Raw genomic sequence first — 17,677 nt, 5'->3', positions numbered from 1 at the left:
GCAGCCGCGTCGTCGGGCCGGTTGCTCCTGACCCACATTCCCGTGTGGAATGACGCCAACCGGACCGTCGAGGAAGCCCGGACCAGCTACCGCGGTGACCTCGCCGTCGCTGTCGCAGGCGTGTCCTACCAAATCTAGGCGCCAAAAAATTGCCCAGCGACACTCGAGTTCTCGCTCCACCGCGACGCTGCGGCTAGGCCACTTTTCTGTTCGGCCCGTAGACTTAATTCCATGAATCCCGCAGATACTTCCTCAACCACAGCTGTCTCGCTTCGGGCGGATGGCCGAACCCCTGACCAGCTCCGGCCCATCAGCATCACCCGTGGCTGGTCCAACCAGGCCGAAGGGTCAGCCCTGATCGAGTTCGGCAACACCCGCGTTCTCTGCACCGCTTCTCTGACCCAGGGTGTGCCACGCTGGCTCAAGGGCGAGGGCAAAGGCTGGGTGACGGCCGAGTATGCAATGCTGCCGCGGGCAACGAATACCCGGTCGGATCGGGAATCAGTCAAGGGAAAGATCGGCGGCCGCACCCACGAGATTTCCCGCCTGATCGGCCGGTCCTTGCGATCCATCATTGATACCAAGGCGTTGGGGGAGACCACCATCGTGCTTGACTGCGATGTGCTGCAGGCCGACGGCGGGACCCGGACGGCAGCGATCACCGGCGCCTATGTGGCACTGGCTGAAGCGATCCGCTACGCGAAGGAAAACAAGCTCATCGCAGCGTCGGCGCGTCCGCTCATCGATACGGTGGCGGCTGTCAGTGTGGGGATTATCGACGGTGTGCCGATGCTCGACCTGCCCTACGTTGAAGATGTGCGAGCCGAGACCGACATGAATGTTGTTGTCACCGGCAGTGGCAAGTTCGTCGAGGTCCAGGGCACAGCAGAGGGTGCACCCTTCGATCGGGATGAACTTGATGCACTGCTGGATCTTGCTCTGCTGGGCACCTCGCAGCTGACCCAGATCCAGCTGGACATCCTTGGCGAGGGCGCAGGTGCCTGAGACGCCAGACGCTGCCGCAACCGGGCCCCGGCTGGTCCTTGCCACCCGGAACGCCGGGAAGCTGCGGGAACTTCGTGAACTGCTGCGTGGTCAGGTTCCCGGTCTGGATGTGGATACTCAGGTGATCGACGCGGAAACTGCTGGCGCGCCCGACGTCGTTGAGAGCGGCACCACCTTCGAAGCCAACTCGCTGCTCAAGGCTCGTGAGGTGGCAGCAGCAACCGGTCTGGTAGCGGTTGCTGATGATTCAGGTCTCGCAGTCGATGTGCTCGGCGGGGCACCGGGAATCTTCTCTGCACGCTGGTCCGGGCGCCACGGCGACGACGGCGCCAACCTGTCGCTTCTCCTGGCCCAGCTTGCCGATATTCCTGCTGCGCAGCGTGGGGCATCGTTTGTCTGCGCCGCAGCTCTTGCCTTTCCGGACGGCACAGCCCACGCGACTTTCGGGGAGCTCAAGGGATCCCTGCTTGCTGCGCCCCGCGGATCTGGTGGATTTGGGTATGATCCAATCCTCAAACCTCTGGGCAGTGACCTGAGTTGCGCAGAGATGACCTCGGAAGAGAAGAACTCGATCAGCCACCGGGCAAAGGCTTTCGCTGCCCTGTTACCCCACCTCGTCGACGCGCTCCGATAACCGCTAGCCCAGCCGTCAGCTACTTTCAGGTTCATAGGGCAAAATGAGTCGGGATATGACAATCTCACCTCTCACCACCCCCGCCACTTCATCCGGAGGCGGGTCGTGGATCGATTCGATCTCCGACTGGGCGGTCTCCATGATGGAAACCATCGGTGCGCCCGGCGCTGGTCTGGCGATTGCGCTGGAGAACCTGTTTCCGCCCTTGCCGAGCGAGGTCATCCTGCCGTTGGCCGGCTTCACGGCGAGCCGCGGAAGCTTCACCCTGTTCGAGGCCATCTTCTGGACCACAGCGGGTTCGGTGATCGGTGCAACGGTCCTGTACCTGCTGGGTGCCTGGCTGGGCAGGGACCGGATGCGCTCCATCGTCTCCCGTGTGCCACTGGTTAACCTGGAGGATGTTGACCGCGTCGAGGACTGGTTCAATCTGCACGGCTACAGGGCAGTGTTCTTTGGCAGGATGATCCCGCTGTTCCGGAGTCTTGTCTCGATTCCTGCGGGCATCGAGCGGATGACTGTCTGGAAATTCCTCGTCCTCACCACCGCGGGCAGTCTCATTTGGAACTGCGTTTTCGTGATGGCAGGCTTCTACCTTGGTGAGAACTGGCAGGTTGTCCAGGCCTATGCTGATGTTTTCCAGAAGATTGTGATAGCTGCTGTTGTCCTGTTCGTTGGCTACTTCGTCGTCAGCAGGATAGTGAGGATTCGTCGTAAAGGCGCGAATCGTGACACTGCTTGAGGAACTTTTGCCCTCTTTTGGGACTAAAGATTGCTACGCCTCGGCTTGAGCTGAATCCGGTTCGCGATGACCAACTGCCCGGTCTCATCGACGCGCACTGGGCCCATTCCGACGCCGCCGCCTGAAACTCTTCGTCGCTCGCAGTGTCGCGGCTCCTCGGCTCTACGGCGCTACGGACAATGAGGCAGGCCTCGCTGTTTCAAGGCCCGGCGAGCCGTTCGACCTCCAACATGTCCGTGTGGCCCGGGGCCGACGTCGTCGGGTTGGCTGAATCTGCCACAGTTCTCCCCTAGAACCATTGTCACGGTACAGGGTCGGTTGCATGGTTAGTTACACAAGTAGCTAACCAACTGACCGGACAGTTGGTCAACCGGAGGGCCACGATGATCGACGACAGTAGGCCCATCTTCCTGCAGATAGCCGAAGAGATCGAGAACGAGATTGTCCAGGGATCGCTCGCCGAAGAGTCGCAGATCCCATCAACCAACGAGTTTGCCGCTTTCCACCGCATCAACCCGGCCACCGCCGCCAAAGGCGTTAACCGGCTCGTGGATAAGGGCATCCTGTACAAGCAACGGGGAATAGGAATGTTTGTTGCAACCGGTGCCCGAGCCGCGCTCCTGCAGCGCCGACGGGACAAATTTTTTGATCAATATGTCCGTCCGCTGGCTGTCGAGGCCCGAAAGCTGGGCATTAGCCCGCATGAACTGGCCGAGATGGTCCGCACCAGCGAATCAGTTCTGGGGGGAACACCATGAGTAGCGTTATCGAAACCCATGATCTGATCAAGACCTACCGCGATTCCACTGCGCTCGACGGGGTCACCCTGTCGCTGGAACCGGGAAAAATCTGCGGGCTTCTCGGGCGCAACGGGGCAGGAAAAACGACCCTGATGTCCATCCTGACGGCTCAGGGTTTCCAAACCTCGGGCAGCGTCGCGGTCTTTGGCGAAAGCCCCTACGAGAACGAGCGCGTGCTGAACCGGATCTGCTTCATCAGCGAGTCGCAGAAGTACCCCGATGCGTTTACTCCCCGGCATGCCTTCCGATCGGCAGCCCTCTTCTTCAGCAACTGGGACCAGTCGCTGGCCGATCGGCTGGTGGAGGAGTTCCAGTTGCCGGTAAAGCGCTCGATCAAGAAGCTTTCCCGCGGCCAGCTCTCTGCTGTGGGAGTGATCATTGGCTTGGCATCCCGTGCCGAGCTGACGTTCTTCGACGAGCCCTATCTCGGATTGGATGCGGTAGCCCGCCAACTCTTCTACGACCGGCTAGTCGAGGATTATGCGCTGCACCCGCGGACGGTGGTGCTCTCGTCCCACCTGATCGATGAAGTGGCTAATCTCCTCGAGCACGTGATCGTGATCGACAATGGTCGAATCATCATGAACGACGACGCCGAAAGCATCAGGGGATCGGCATTCACCGTTGTCGGATCAGCAACTGTGGTGAAGATATTCCTGGCCAACCGGGAAATACTTCACACCGACAATTTCGCCTCGCTTGCCTCGGTGACCGTCCTCGGTGTCCTGACTCCGGCAGAGAAGTAGGAAGCCGCAGGGTTGGGCCTCGAGCTTGCACCGGTCTCACTCCAGCAACTGGTGATCCGGCGAACCCTTGCTGCGACCAAAGGAGACCTGGATGCAGTGAAAAACCACTCGCTGGAGGTATCGCAATGAGCCGTGTAGTCAATGTCATGCGGATGCAACTGATGAACCGGTGGACCTTCATCGGCATACCCCTCGCGATCCTGGTCAGCGTCTTGGGAATGAGCTGGGTTATCTGGTCGTTCATCCCGTACGACGGAGTCAAGTACTCAGGGGGCTCACAGGCCCCGATGTGGTACTTCCTGGCACTAGGAATTCAATCACTTACCATGACGTTTCCCTTTTCCCAGGGCCTGAGCATCAGCCGCAAAGCATTCTTCCTCGGTACAGTCAGTCTCTTCGCGATTATCGCCCTCGCGATGACGGCAATCTATTACGTACTGAGCCTCATTGAGACCGCCACCAATGGCTGGGGTGTGAATGGCAGGTTCTTCGCGCTCGAATGGATCGCCGAAGGCTCCGGGTTTCCGATGATGGCTTTCTACTTCACCGCGATGATGGTCCTGTTCCTGATCGGGTTCTGGGCAGCGACCATCTACATGAGGTGGCAGACCACTGGGCTCCTCATCACCGGGATCGGCACTGGCCTCATTCTGGTGGGCCTCCTGTTTTACACCACGCGACAGGACCTGTGGAATCAGGTGGGCCAGTTCCTCGGCAACCAGACCCAGCTCAGCGTTGCGGGCTGGTTCGCCGTCGTCGGCCTGGCCCTTGCCGGCGGTTCCTACCTCACACTGCGCCGGGCGGTACCCTAGACACCCGCGCTATGCGACAAGCTCACGCTGGAGGTCGATGCCCGGCTGGTGGAGCCGCGCATCGATGCCCAGTTCACGGGCAGCATCGACGTTCACCGGGGCGTCGTCAACGAAAATGACCTCGAGCGGCTCCGCTCCCAGATCCCGCAGCACAAATTCGAAGATCTCACGCTGGGGTTTGACCAGCTTGAGTGCGGAACTGAAGTACATCTTCTGGAAATAACTGGTCCAGGACGCCTCTTCGAACCTGGTCACCATCGGAGCCGGCATATTCGAGAGCAGCGCCAGCCGGGCCCCGCGACCGCTGAGCTCTTCCAAGAGGTCGAGAGTATCCAGATTGAAGTGGGACCACTGATTGGCGTCCAGGGTGTCGAGCAGATCAGTCTGATTGTCGGTGACGTGCCGGCCGGTGACTAGCGACCAATATTCGACGCTGGTGTGGCGGCCAGCATCAAAATCCAACCGATGCTGCCAGTAGGGTGAGCCCTGGGCCATCAAATGCACCCCTGTTGCCTCCTCGAGGTTCTGCCAGTCCTCGAGGATCGGCGCATTGGAGATCACCATGCCGTAGTCAAACAGGTACCACTGTGTGTTTCCCATACCTCAGGGTAGGGGACTGTGGCAGGTATCTCCCGGCGCGCGGGTGAACGTTGGGTAAAATTCTGTGCCTCGCCCCGTAGCGTTGACCTGGTGGGAATTGAGTTCACAGCAATCGACTTCGAGACAGCCAACGGGTTCCGTGGATCCCCCTGCGCGGTGGGTCTGACCAAGGTCCGCGACGGCAGGATTGTTGATGAGGCGCACTGGCTGATGCGCCCGCCGGCTGGCCATGATCAGTTCGACTGGCGCAACGTGCGGATCCACGGCATCTCACCCGAGATGGTGGCCGCCGAGCCACGCTTTGGGGACCTCTTTCCGGAAATCGGGGCCTTCATTGGCGACGACGTGCTGGTTGCGCACAATGCTGCCTTCGACATGGGTGTGATCAGGTCCGGACAGGAAGTCTCGGACATACCTGGCCCTGCCTACAGCTACGCCTGCACAGTGGTCCTCTCCCGCCGCAACTACTCTCTTCCCTCCTATTCTCTGCCGTTCGTCGCCGAAGCGGCCGGGGTTCCACTGGTGAACCATCATGATGCGGTAGAGGACGCCCGGGCGTGCGCCGGAATCATGATCGACATCGCCCGGATGAACAACGCCGGCTCCCTTGAGGAGCTGGCTGCCCTGCAGCAGCTCCCGCTCTCCACCCTGGACGCCTATGTGCCAGGCATCAACGCAGTGTCGAAAGCGACGCGCGGCGCGCTGGCTCGCGGAACTGCCCCGACCACAACTGGTCCCGCCGGATGGCCGGAGGAGGGCCTGAACCCGCCAGCGAACGGTGGGGCCGATCCGGCCCACCCGCTGTACGGACAGACTGTCGTGTTCACCGGCACGCTGGGCATGCCCCGACCACAGGCCAAAGAACGGGCGGCATGGCTAGGGGCCCAACCGGCAAGCGCCGTCACTAAGCGCACCACGGTCCTGGTGGTGGGCGACGGGTTCGTGGCGTCGGATCTGCGCAACGGACGCGTCACCGGGAAAGCCCGGCGGGTCCTCGACCTCCACGACCGGGGGCAGCGGATCGAGGTGCTTTCGGAAGCCGAGTTCCTGCAGATGACCGAGGGCCGCTGGCCCATCGACAGCCCGTAGCCGCAACTACAGCTCCAACCGAACGCCGGTGAGGTCCTGCGACACATCGATCAGCCGTGACGCAGTGTTGCGCTCGCGGGCGTGTGGTTGTGCCACCACTGTTGCGGGGTGACCCCGCAACTGGAACCACCCATTCGGACCACAGTAGGAGCCACTGTCGACGTCGGGATCCTCCGCAGCACGCACCAGTGGCCACGCCCCGGTGTCCTTTCCCTGCGAGACGGGTGCCAGGACGCGTCGCTGTGGAGCGGGCGAGGTGTTGTTCAGGCCGATACCCGGACGAAGGGGAGTGAGCATATCCAGCGCTAGGCCTGGATGGGCCACAATGCTTTTCACTGGGCTGCCCAGCAGCCGGAGCCGGGCAGCCAGTTCGAACCCGAAGGTCATGACAGCCAGTTTCGACGTCGCGTAGGCTCGCGGATTGCTGTACTTGGCGGGCATCAGGTCGGCCGTGTTCAGCCGGACCCAGCGGTGGCTGATGCTGCCCAGATGAACCACCCGTCCGCGCGCAGCGGTGAGCGCCGGCAGCAGGCCCGCGGTGAGAGCGAAGTGGCCAAGATGGTTGGTCCCGAACTGCAGTTCGAATCCGTCGGCCGTCTGCTGGCGTCCCGCGGCTCCCACTACCCCAGCATTGGCTAGCAGTGCATCGACCTGTCCGCGGGCGGAAAGCACATCCACAGCCCGGCGCACAGAATCCAGGTGGGCCAGATCGAGTTCCTGGAATTCGACGTCGGCCCCCGGAATCAGCGCTTTGATCGCCTTGATTGCGGCTTTGGCCTTCTGTTCGTTCCGCGATGCCATCACCACTGTTGCCCCGGCCGCCGCCAGTTGCTCACACGCGAAGTATCCGAGGCCGGCGTTTCCCCCGGTCACCACCATGGTGCGGCCGCGCAGGTCTGACAGGTCAGCTGGGTTCCAGTTGTTCATCCCACCAGATTAGGCATACGGGGGCTCAGGACAAGCATCGCTCAGCCAGCCGAGGTGGTGTCCACCAGCAAACGAGCCATGGCGCTGACGACGTCGGCACCCTCCAGGTCAGCGGTCCAGGCGGCCGGTAGCCCCTGCACCCCGTAAAGGGCGCCAAGGATGCTACCGGTGATCGCCCCAGTGGTGTCGCTGTCGCCGTCGTGGTTGACCGCAAGAGCTACCGCGCTGCTGAAGTGCTGTTCGGCGCCGGCATCAGCCGGGACCGCCAGTACCGCGTAGACAGCAATTGCTGTGGCTTCGTCAGCCGTCCACCCAGTGCCGAGGGCAGCGGTCATCAGCTCCGGGGACACTCCGCCGTCGGTGGCCAGCTCAAGTGCCGTGTCGAGGAGCTTCGACAGGTCGGGGAGGCCCGACGTGCCGGCGCGTGCCACTGCGGTTGCCACAGCTTCCCGCAGCGATTGCCCATCGTTGACGATGGCGTGGATCAGCACGGCAATTACTGCAGCGCAATGCCGGGCGGCGGGATGCCCGTGGGTGAGCGCCGCCGCGTTTACCGCCAGCCGATCGGCCACCTCCGCCGGAACGTGGGGCACCAGGCCAAAGGGCGCCGAGCGCATCACCGTGCCCGATCCCTTGGCCTCAAGGTTGATCGGCCGCGCGAGGGTACCCATGTCACCGCTGCGCAGGGCGCTGAGGCACGCCGCGCCAGGCCTGCGGCGCCGCCGCAGCACTTCCTGGGTATCGATCCAGCGAGGAGGAGGGGCAGGAGCCGACGACGATGCCGGCTCGCCCTGCGTCGCCAGCCATCGCAGGTAGGCCAGCCAGAGACACGCAGTTTCGTCGGCCGCAACTCCGTCGTTTGCCCACTGGATTGCGTCCACCAGGCCGTCAACCGTGTACAGGGTGAGCTGAGTGTCGTCGGAGAACCCGAAGGACTCTCGGACATCCTCGGGAGATCTCACGCCGGATGGACCGTAGGCTGTTCGGATGGACCGGAGGTCGAGTTCCTCGACGGCGTAGCCGAGGGCGTCACCGAGAGCGCCGCCCAGTAGGCAACCATGAACGCGGTCGGAAAAGGTGGGAGCAACAGGCACCTCACCAGTCTAGTGTCGGGTAGGGTTCTACTGCGCCGTCAGCCCTAATGCCCGCTCCCAGCGGGCATCCAGCAACAAGTGGAACGCTGGATGGGTTTGTTTGACCGAACGGTCCGGTCCTGACAATAGCGTCGGCCCCAACTTCAGCTCTCCCAATCAGCTCAAAGGATTTCGTCCAACATGACGCAGATATCATCACCCTCACCCGCTGTGCACGCTGAGCCGGAACACCCCGGCCGCGGCGCTGTGATCAGCGAATTTCCCCTGGTGACACGGTCGCTCGCTGAAGCGGCTGGCTCGTTCCTGCTGGTACTTGCCGGCCTGGGAGTCACCATTTTGAACACCCAGACGGGTGTGCAGCCAACCCTCGCCTTCGGGCTGGCATTGATTGGCGCGAACGTTGCGTTCGGCTATGTGTCAGGTGGCCATTTCAACCCTGCTGTGACACTCGGCTCGGCCGCAGCGGGTAAAACCGCCTGGGCATCGGTGCTCCCCTACATCGTGGCGCAGGTAATGGGAGGACTCGCCGCAGCAGTATTCATCTGGCTGCTGTTGAGCGCAAACCAGCAGTTTGCCGGGAGCGTCCAAGCCCTGTTCGCCGTATCGGCCAACGGATACGCCGAGAATTCCCCAACCCAGTTCGCTCTGAGCAGCGCCTTCCTGGCCGAGGTAGTTGGCACAGCTATCTTTGTGGCGGTAGTCCTGGGTGCCACCTCCCGGACTGCAACGGGTGTGCTCCGCAACGCCGGCGGACCGTTCGCCATCGGGCTGGTCTACGCAGCGCTCCTGACCTTCCTGCTGCCAATCACCAACGGGTCACTGAACCCAGCCCGGTCCACTGCCGCAGCAATCTTCTCTGAGGGTTGGGCAGTTGAGCAGCTCTGGCTGTTCTGGGTTGCCCCCGTGCTTGGCGCGGCGATTGCCGGGCTCATCTACCGCAGTACCGATCTGTTCGGCGGTCGCAAGCACGCCGCTCCTCAGGACACCGCCGCTCCTCAGGAGGACACCACCGAGACGGAAATCGACGCTCCGACTGCGGCCGACCGGTACCCCGCCGGCCACACTCGGACGGGAGAAACCGGTAATGACGGGAACGTTGACCGCCCGGCAGGAACCGATGAGGCGCGGACATTCTTCGACGAATCCGACGAACGGCGCCATGGACAATAGGCTGTATTTCGGCCGAAGTCCGCACCGCCGGGTGCGCTCCCCAGGAATGTCAGTGCGTGCCGGTAGCTTGGAAGCATGAGGTTACTTCACACATCCGATTGGCACCTGGGGCGATCGTTCCACGGTGTGGGTACCCTTCAGGCACAGCGGATTTTCATCGACGATCTTGAAAAGACAGTTCGTGAGCAAGAGGTGGATGTGGTGCTGGTCGCCGGTGACGTCTATGATCGTGCGCTGCCCGGTGTCGACGTCGTCGCGCTCTTCGATGAGGCCCTTGAGCGGCTGACCGGTGCCGGAGCCCAGGTAGTCGTTTCCAGCGGAAACCATGACTCAGCCACTCGCCTGGGATTTGGTGGCCGCATTCTGGAACGCGGAGGTGTGCACCTACGCACCCGGCTTGAGGATATTGCCAGGCCGATCCTTTTTCCTTTGGGCGATGACGGGGCTGAACTCGCTGTGTATGGCCTGCCCTACCTCGAGCCTCGTCTGGTAGCCGATGCTCTCGGTGCCGAAGCGCCGACCCATACGTCAGTAACGCGGGCCGCTCTCGACCTGGTTCGTGCGGATCTGGCGCACCGCCGGTCAGCGGGAAAAGTGCTGTCCCTCGTGATGGCTCACACGTTTGCGAGTGGCGGCATCACTTCCGAGAGTGAGCGTGATCTCAGTGTTGGTGGGGTGGGTGCCGTCCCACTGGATCTCTTTGAGTCCTTCGACTATGCAGCCCTCGGCCACCTTCACGGTCAGCAGCGGTTGGCTCCCAACGTGCGGTACTCGGGCTCGCCGTTGCCCTATTCGTTTTCTGAGTCCAATCAGTCGAAGGGCGCGTGGCTCGTGGAGATCAGCGCCGACGGCCTTGGTGAGGTCAGTGCCGTGCAGTGGCCGGGGCACCGCGAGCTGGCGGTGCTCACCGGTGAGCTGGACGAATTGCTGGCGGATCCCCGTCACGAGTGGGCGACGAGCGCCTATTGCCACATCACGCTTACTGATGTCGAGCGGCCCGCCCAGGCAATGGAGCGGCTGCGAAGCCGTTTCCCTGCCACCTTGGTGCTCGTCTTTGAACCGGCCGGCGATCGTGAATCAGCTGTCCAGACCTACAGCCAGCGGATTGCCCAGGCCAGTGATGATGTAGAGGTGTGCTGCGGGTTTCTCGACCATGTGCGGTCCCGGTCAGCCAGCGACGCCGAACGCGCTGTGATCACTTCTACACTTGAGGCAGTTCGCTCGGCGCAGGTCGAGCTGTGAGGATCCATCGCCTGGAACTGCAGGCGTTCGGCCCCTTTGCCGAACGGCAGGAGGTCGACTTCGACAGGTTGGGCGCCCACGGGTTGTTCCTCCTGAACGGACCGACCGGAGCTGGCAAATCGAGTGTGCTCGATGCAATCTGCTATGCGCTGTACGGGTCGGTGCCAGGCGCCCGGCAGGGAGCCAAGCGGCTGCGGAGCGACCACGCTGCGGCCTCCCTGGCGCCGGAGGTGGTCTGCGAGTTCAGTGTGGGCGGACGTCGGCTGGAAGTGATCCGCAATCCGCAATGGAGTCGCCCAGCTAAACGAGGCAACGGAACCACACCGGAGCAGGCTCGCACCCTGCTGCGGGAGCGGATCGACGGCGAGTGGATCCAAAAGTCAGCGCGCAACGATGAAGCTGGGGCAGAAATACAGGCCCTCCTTGGCATGGACCGTGAGCAGTTCACGCGAGTAGTGATGCTGCCGCAGGGCGAGTTCGCTGCATTTTTGCGCTCCGACGCGAAGTCGCGACGGGAGTTGCTCCAGAAGCTCTTCTCGACCGACCGCTTCGAGCAGGTTGAAAAGCTCCTCGCCGAGCGCGCCAAAACGATCAGCTCCCGTCTGGCCGACGCCGAGGCAGGATTGACCCACATCCTGCGCCGGGCAAGGGACGAGGTACAGCGCCACGCGCCACGCGATGTGGCCAGTTCGGATCATGAAGCCACCGATGTGGATGGGGTGGGCGCCCAGGAAACGCAGCCTGGAACCATCAGTGAGCTGCAGGCCCGCCTGTCCGAAGCGTTGGAACATGCACGCAAAGCCTCAACTGACGATTCGGTAGAGCTGGCAGCACGTCAACAGGTTCATCGGGATGCGGCGGCCGCACACTTACGTAGGACAGCGCTGGCTACCCTCAGGGCTGCCGAGGCCGCACACGGCGAGCAGCGGGGGGAGGCAGCGGCTTTTCGAACAGCAGTGGAGCAGGATGGCAAGGCGCAGATCCTCGAAAGCAGCCTGCGCGCCCTGGACCACGCGGACGAGGCACTGAGCCGGACTCGCGCGGAGGCTCGGGCTGCGGCCCAGGGGATAGCGGATTCCCCGGTAGCAGGTTCCCTGCTCCCGGCCCTCAATCCCGTGGCATTGGCGGGGACCGATCATGCCCACCGGGAGGTGGGCGAGACGATCAGTGTGCTCGATGCCGCGTGCACTACTGCTACATCGACTCTGGGCGTGCTGCGCGCGGCCCTCCCGGAGGAACAGCGCCTCCACTCACTGGAGAGCAGGCTGCAGGACGCAGCGCGCGAGCACTCCCGGATTGAGACAGCACTCGCTGAAGGTGCCGCAGCCCAGGCTGCAGTGCGCTCCGAAGCAACAGGTATCCGCGGAGAGCGGACCGAGCTGGAGAAGCAGGTCAAGGAAGAATCGGCACTGGAGAGTCGAGTCGAGGAGGGAAATCGACTCCTCGCAACCATTGCTGCGCTGGATACCGCGAGAGAGCTGGTGCGTCGGGAGGAAAGTCGATATACGGCTGCCGAACGGCGCTACCTGGACCTCAAGGAACTCTGGCTCCACACCCTCAGGAAACGGCTGGAGCAGGCTGCAGCCGAACTGGCGGCCAGGCTCACCGACGATAGCGATTGCCCTGTGTGTGGCAGCAGGTCTCATCCCCGACCGGCCTCGGCTGATCAGGGCAGCCTGATCACGCATGAGGAGGAACAGGCAGCACACCAGGATCAGGACGCGGCGGGGCAGGAGCTGGAGACCATCCGCCGGGTGCGCGATAAAGCGGGCCTGGACGCAGCGAGGCTGGAAGCCCAGGGCGGGGACCGGGATGTCCTCGCCGTGCGGGTAGAGCTCGTGCGCGATTCCGACCTGCTGACAGAAGCCACAGCAGCGGGGCGGACACTGGAGCGTAGGGCGGTTCGACTGGCCGAGCTGGCCGAGCAGGAGGAAGGACTCACTGGAACACAGAACGCCCTCTCAACCTCGCTGGCTGAACTGCGATCCTCGACCGCCGGAATGAACGAACAGCACTCAGAGGTGCTGGAACACCTTGCGGTACTCCGGGATGGGTATCCCACGCTGGCTGAACGAAGTGCCGAGTTGTCGACGGCGCACTGGGCGATTCTCACCTATCGGAACGCCCTGCAGAGCCTGCTCCGAGCCAGCGAAAATCGCGATCTAGCGTGCGCCACACTGGCTGACGGGCTCGTTGACTCAGTCTTTGAGCATCCCGACGACGTTCGTGCAGCACTGCTGCCACCAGCGGAACTGCAGCGGGCCGAGCTTTTCCTGACGGGCTATCAGCGGATCACCCACCGCCTTGAGGCTGACCGGGGCCTCCCGGGGATCGCTGGGGCACTCCAGGAGGAGGCCGCTGGTCTGCCCGCTGTGACCCTGGATGCGGTTGAGGAGGCGGCGGCGGCCGAGCAGGAATCAGCCGTGCGAGCTGCCACCAGCCAGCTCACACTCCGGATGATCGAGGAGTCAGTACTTCAGCTGGACGGCTACGTCGGCGAGCTGACGGTCCAGGAGCAGGTGGTGCTGCCGTTGCGCAGCGAGCACGAACTCGTCAGATCGCTCGCCGATACCGCCGTCGGGGGTGGGGACAACACCTACAAGATGAGTCTTGGCACCTATGTGTTGGCGGCCCGCCTGGAGCAGGTCGCAGAAGCAGCTACCGAGCGGTTGCTGGAAATGTCGGACGGACGCTACGCCCTCGTGCACAGCGATGCCCTATCGGGCAACAGGAAGTCAGGGTTGGGATTGAACGTGATCGACGGGTGGACCGGGAACAGACGTGACACGGCAACTCTGTCAGGAGGCGAATCCTTTATGGCGGCGCTCGCGCTAGCCCTCGGCCTGGCCGACGTCGTCCAGGCGGAGTCCGGGGGGATTGAGATCGAGACTCTCTTCGTCGATGAAGGCTTCGGCAGCCTCGACGATCAGTCCCTCGAACAGGTCATGGATGCCCTGGAGGGTCTCCGGGACGGCGGCCGCATGGTGGGTTTAGTCAGTCATGTCGCCGAACTGAAGCAGCGGATCGGCGCTCAGCTCCAGGTGGTAAAGGGTCGCAACGGATCCACGCTGCGCATTGTCGATCAGCTAGCGTCTGAACAACAGCAGGCGGGCTGGCTGCAGACGGTGTAAATTTAGATACGTCACCGGGTTGGGCGCATCGGGAGGGGGGACGATGCGCACTCAGCTGTATCCGGAAAGACCATCACTATGACAACTCTTGCAGTATCCGGAAGCCGGTTGGGACGTTACGGTCGGCTTCCCGCTCTCGCCGGGCCCTCGTTTCTCACCATTGGGTTCTTCGCCCGACTCCCGCTGGCCATGCTGACAGTTGGCGCGCTGACCCTGGTCACCGCGGGAAGCGAATCTGTGGCTACCGGTGGGTTCGCCGCTGGAGCAGTCGGGGTCGGGTCAGCACTGGGAGCTCCCATCCTCGGTTACCTTGCGGACCGCACCGGGCAGCGCCCGGTGTTGCTGATCTCTGCGATCCTCAACACCGCCGCCATAGCACTGGTGGTGACCGCCAGCTACACCGTCCCCGACTTTTCTGCAGCATCCACCGCACTGATTCTTGCATCAGCCTTCGGCATGGGGCTGACCTGTCCTCAAATCGGTCCGTTGGCGCGGGTGCGGTGGATTGCCCTGACCCGCGGCACGCAGCCCGGCGACCTGGACACCGCGCTGTCCTACGAGAGCACGGCCGACGAACTGACTTTTGTGCTGGGGCCAGCGCTCGTCGGTCTCCTTGCGAGCCTCATCACCCCCTGGTTGCCGTTGGCCCTGGCCGCCATTCTCACCATTGTGATGGTGAGCGCTTTCGCCGTGCACCACACAGTGCAGGCTGTTGTGCCGTTGAGCCGCCGTCCGTTCTCCGCGCAAACGGGGGATGCAGCCGACCAGGGCCGCAAACCGGGCAGCCGCAAGTTCTGGCTATTGGTGCCCCTGCCGGTGTTCGGCATGGTCGCCATGGGCACCTTTTTCGGGTCCACCCAGACTGCGCTGATCGCTTTCGCTGGCGAGTTCGGAGCAGCAACCTCAGCCGGGCTGCTGTATGCAGTGATGGGGCTAAGCTCGGCCGCCGCCGCTCTGTCGGTGGCGTACTGGCCGGCGAGGTTCTCTGCGTCATGGCGCTGGATCATCTCTGCGGGAGGGATGAGCCTGCTGAGTCTGCTTCTCTTCCTCCCCCAGGAGGTGCCGTTGATGTTGCTCGTCCTATTCGTGCTGGGCATCCCGGTGGGACCCACCATGGTCACCATTTTCAGTATTGGTTCTTTGGTCGCACCGAAGGAACTCATGGGCACGGTGATGACCCTGCTGGCCAGTGGGATTGTCGCTGGCACGGCGATTGGCGCCTCGGTAGCCGGAACCCTTGCTGAAGCCAATGGTTTCAGCGCTGCCTTCGCAGTTCCGGTAGCCGCAGCCGGAGCACTCCTTGTGCTGGGAGTTGTCTCGCTCACTGTGCCTCGCCAACGGCAGGTCAGCTAGGGTCCCCACTCAAGTTCTAGCGGAGTTGGGATTCAATGGTTCGGGCACACTCCATGAGCTGCGCTCCGAGCTGAGCGGGGGTGTGCTGGGACCGAATATAGACCAGCGCCACAGCCGCGGGCAGCTGACCTGGGATCCTTACCGGGACGGCGACTGAGGACACGCCTTCAATCACCTCATCGTGACTGACCGCGTACCCGAGCCGCTGAGCCGTGCGGGCATCGTCGCGGTACCGCCGTCCCGGCGCAAAGCGTTCCCAGTCCGGTTCAGTGAGGGCAGACTGAATGGCAATGCCTGGCGCCCCCGCAGTCACTGAATGGCGGGTTCCGGGGCGTTGCGCAACCGTGGCGCCGGTGTGTCGGGGCTCCACTGCCACCAGGGTAACGCAGTCCTGCTGGTTCAGAACGGCGACGAAGGCAGTCATTCCCAATGTGTTGGCCAGTATGGTCAGTTCCGGCAGCGCGGCTGACTGCAAGTCACTTGATACGCCGCGCGCCAGCACTGCGAGCCCCGGTCCGGCCTGCACCCGGCCGCCAGCATCTCGGACCACCAGCGAATGATCCTCGAGGGTTCGGAGGATTCGATAGGCAATTGAGCGATGGACCCCGAGGAGTGTGGACAACTCGGCGATAGATAGTGGTGCTTGCGCTTCAGCCAGAATCTCCAGGGCACGTAGGCCGCGGGAGAGGGTCTGCGCGTGGGACGACGGCGCCGCTGAAGTGCTGAGTCGATCACTTTCCACGCCGAATCTCCCAGGTTCCTGAACCGTCATCCTCGTCACTTCCATCCATTTTTCAGTATTCGAATGAAGCGTCCAACTATAGAACAACTTTTTCCGATAAATGAGGTGCTGCAATAGTGCAGTCTTTTGGACTCCGCGGGGTAGTATGATCAACATCACAATTACCGAACGTTCTGTCAGTAAATAGTCCGTCCCCATTTTGGAGTACACAATGACGTCTTCTTCAACCAGCGTTGGCCAGCCCAAACAACGCGTTACCCGCGAGGAACGCAAGGTTCTGGCAGGCACCATGGTCGGCACCACCATCGAGTGGTACGACTTTTTCATTTTTGCTCAACTGACGGCTACGGTCCTGGCGGGACTGTTCCTGACCCCACTGTCTAATTCGAACCCCGGGCTCGCTCAGATCCTGTCCTTCGCCCTGATCGGTATCAGCTTCCTCTTCCGCCCGCTGGGAGCGATTGTCGCCGGTCACCTCGGCGACCGGATCGGCCGCAAGGCAGTACTGGTCATGACTCTCCTCCTGATGGGTGGAGCGACGGCGTTGATCGGTCTCTTGCCGACCTACGCGCAGATCGGTATCTGGGCACCCATCCTGCTCATCCTGTTCCGCATCATCCAGGGATTCTCAGCCGGCGGTGAATGGGGCGGTGCGGCCCTGATGGCTGTCGAGCATGCGCCAGTGCACAAACGTGGATTGTTCGGTGCCTACCCGCAGATCGGCGTGCCAGTGGGCATGATCCTGGCAACGAGCCTGCTCCTGCTGCTGAGGACTGTCCTCACCGAAGACGAGTTCCTGGCCTGGGGCTGGCGGATCCCGTTCCTGCTGTCGGTGTTTTTGATAGTGGTGGGTTACCTGATCCGGCGCTCTGTTGCTGAAAGCCCAGTGTTCAAGGAAATGGCTCAGCGCAAAGCGGAAAGCAAGGCGCCGTTGCGTGAACTGTTCCGGAACCACACCAAAGAGGTATTCCTCTCGGCAGCTATCTTCATCGGGAACAACGCGGCTGGCTACCTGCTGATCGCATTCTTCATCTCCTACGCTACCGGGCGACTGGAACTTCCCATCCAGCAAGTGCTCCTCGCTACAGTGCTCGCGTCCTTCGGCTGGCTGATTTTCACCATGGTGGGAGGTTGGCTGTCGGACAAGATCGGTAGGGTCCGCACCTTCCAGCTCGGCTACGCGTGGGTGTTCCTGTGGATGCTGCCGATGTTCATCCTGATCGACACCGGCAACATAGTGCTCTATGGGTTCGCCCTGTTCGTCCTGACCATCGGGCTGGGACTGTCCTACGGGCCGATGTCAGCCATGTACGCTGAGATGTTCCCGGCCCAGGTACGCTACTCGGGCATCTCCATCGGGTACGCCCTCGGCGCCATCCTCGGCGGCGCGTTCGCTGCAACCGTTGCGCAGGCCCTCCTCGAAGCCTATGAGTGGTCCGGCTCGGTGGCGATCTACATTATGGTGCTGTGCGTGATCTCCTTTGTTGGCGTCAGCCTGGTCAAGGAGCCTAGGGGTGCTCCACTGGGCGTGTCACACCACTAACAGTTTCAGCAGAGGGCAGGGGCCGAGAGCGGCGGGGACTTTCCCGCTAC

The 17,677-nt window shown here is 62.6% G+C and carries 15 protein-coding genes and 1 pseudogene; 12 read left to right on the top strand and 4 right to left on the bottom strand.

The window, feature by feature from the left end:
- Positions 1-231 precede the first annotated feature (231 nt).
- From rph to Y703_RS0108775, 6 genes and pseudogenes are all read left to right on the top strand, one after another.
- Entirely contained in the window at positions 232-1,005 is a 774-nt protein-coding gene (gene rph / locus Y703_RS0108800; RefSeq protein WP_026552413.1) for a ribonuclease PH, read from the top strand.
- Positions 998-1,639 (top strand): RdgB/HAM1 family non-canonical purine NTP pyrophosphatase, encoded by a 642-nt coding sequence (gene rdgB, locus Y703_RS0108795; RefSeq protein WP_026552412.1) that lies wholly within the window; start codon positions 998-1,000, stop codon positions 1,637-1,639. Before rph ends, rdgB begins: the two co-directional genes overlap by 8 nt.
- A gap of 55 nt (positions 1,640-1,694) precedes the next feature.
- Complete coding sequence (locus Y703_RS0108790; RefSeq protein WP_026552411.1) at positions 1,695-2,378, top strand: DedA family protein; 684 nt, start codon at positions 1,695-1,697, stop codon at positions 2,376-2,378.
- A 383-nt stretch (positions 2,379-2,761) separates the two neighbouring features.
- A complete protein-coding gene (locus Y703_RS0108785; protein WP_026552410.1) occupies positions 2,762-3,136 on the top strand; it encodes a GntR family transcriptional regulator in 375 nt (124 codons plus the stop codon).
- Positions 3,133-4,053 (top strand): annotated as a pseudogene (locus tag Y703_RS18890) (ABC transporter ATP-binding protein). Before Y703_RS0108785 ends, Y703_RS18890 begins: the two are co-directional and overlap by 4 nt.
- A complete protein-coding gene (locus tag Y703_RS0108775; protein WP_026552409.1) occupies positions 4,050-4,736 on the top strand; it encodes a hypothetical protein in 687 nt (228 codons plus the stop codon). Before Y703_RS18890 ends, Y703_RS0108775 begins: the two are co-directional and overlap by 4 nt.
- Before the next feature lie 9 nt (positions 4,737-4,745).
- Here the strand turns inward: Y703_RS0108775 and Y703_RS0108770 are convergent, their stop codons facing one another.
- On the bottom strand, positions 4,746-5,336 hold the full coding sequence (locus Y703_RS0108770; protein ID WP_026552408.1) for an HAD family hydrolase: 591 nt from the start codon (positions 5,334-5,336) through the stop codon (positions 4,746-4,748).
- Positions 5,337-5,426: 90 nt separating this feature from the next.
- On the opposite strand from Y703_RS0108770, the gene Y703_RS0108765 reads away from it, so the two are divergent.
- Positions 5,427-6,425, top strand: a complete 999-nt coding sequence (locus Y703_RS0108765) for a 3'-5' exonuclease (protein ID WP_026552407.1) — start codon at positions 5,427-5,429, stop codon at positions 6,423-6,425.
- A gap of 6 nt (positions 6,426-6,431) precedes the next feature.
- On the opposite strand, the gene Y703_RS0108760 is transcribed toward Y703_RS0108765, so the two are convergent.
- Both Y703_RS0108760 and Y703_RS0108755 read right to left on the bottom strand, forming a co-directional pair.
- Complete coding sequence (locus Y703_RS0108760) at positions 6,432-7,352, bottom strand: SDR family NAD(P)-dependent oxidoreductase (protein ID WP_026552406.1); 921 nt, start codon at positions 7,350-7,352, stop codon at positions 6,432-6,434.
- A 41-nt stretch (positions 7,353-7,393) separates the two neighbouring features.
- Positions 7,394-8,446 carry an ADP-ribosylglycohydrolase family protein gene (locus Y703_RS0108755; RefSeq protein WP_026552405.1) on the bottom strand — a complete coding sequence of 351 codons (1,053 nt, stop codon included), beginning with the start codon at positions 8,444-8,446 and terminating at the stop codon, positions 7,394-7,396.
- A gap of 180 nt (positions 8,447-8,626) precedes the next feature.
- On the opposite strand from Y703_RS0108755, the gene Y703_RS18885 reads away from it, so the two are divergent.
- The 4 genes from Y703_RS18885 (at position 8,627) to Y703_RS0108735 (ending at position 15,342) form a co-directional block, all read left to right on the top strand.
- Positions 8,627-9,616, top strand: coding sequence for an aquaporin (locus Y703_RS18885; RefSeq protein ID WP_051427430.1), 990 nt, complete (start codon positions 8,627-8,629; stop codon positions 9,614-9,616).
- Between the two features lie 75 nt (positions 9,617-9,691).
- Positions 9,692-10,858: an exonuclease SbcCD subunit D gene (locus tag Y703_RS0108745; protein ID WP_026552404.1), complete on the top strand. Its 1,167-nt coding sequence runs from the start codon at positions 9,692-9,694 to the stop codon at positions 10,856-10,858.
- Positions 10,855-13,989 carry an AAA family ATPase gene (locus tag Y703_RS18880; RefSeq protein WP_051427429.1) on the top strand — a complete coding sequence of 1,045 codons (3,135 nt, stop codon included), beginning with the start codon at positions 10,855-10,857 and terminating at the stop codon, positions 13,987-13,989. The genes Y703_RS0108745 and Y703_RS18880 overlap by 4 nt, the downstream gene beginning before the upstream one ends.
- Before the next feature lie 78 nt (positions 13,990-14,067).
- Entirely contained in the window at positions 14,068-15,342 is a 1,275-nt protein-coding gene (locus Y703_RS0108735) for an MFS transporter (RefSeq protein WP_026552403.1), read from the top strand.
- A gap of 16 nt (positions 15,343-15,358) precedes the next feature.
- On the opposite strand, the gene Y703_RS0108730 is transcribed toward Y703_RS0108735, so the two are convergent.
- The gene (locus Y703_RS0108730) at positions 15,359-16,084 is read right to left on the bottom strand and encodes an IclR family transcriptional regulator (RefSeq protein WP_026552402.1); all 726 of its coding nucleotides are present in this window, start codon (positions 16,082-16,084) and stop codon (positions 15,359-15,361) included.
- 211 nt (positions 16,085-16,295) lie between these two features.
- On the opposite strand from Y703_RS0108730, the gene Y703_RS0108725 reads away from it, so the two are divergent.
- Positions 16,296-17,627 carry an MFS transporter gene (locus Y703_RS0108725; protein ID WP_026552401.1) on the top strand — a complete coding sequence of 444 codons (1,332 nt, stop codon included), beginning with the start codon at positions 16,296-16,298 and terminating at the stop codon, positions 17,625-17,627.
- Positions 17,628-17,677: the final 50 nt, after the last annotated feature.

Source organism: Arthrobacter sp. H20 (genome assembly GCF_000520515.1).
Lineage (GTDB): Bacteria > Actinomycetota > Actinomycetes > Actinomycetales > Micrococcaceae > Arthrobacter_D.
The sequence above is the reverse complement of the archived record's forward strand: the minus strand, read 5'-3'. Positions and strand labels throughout refer to the sequence as shown.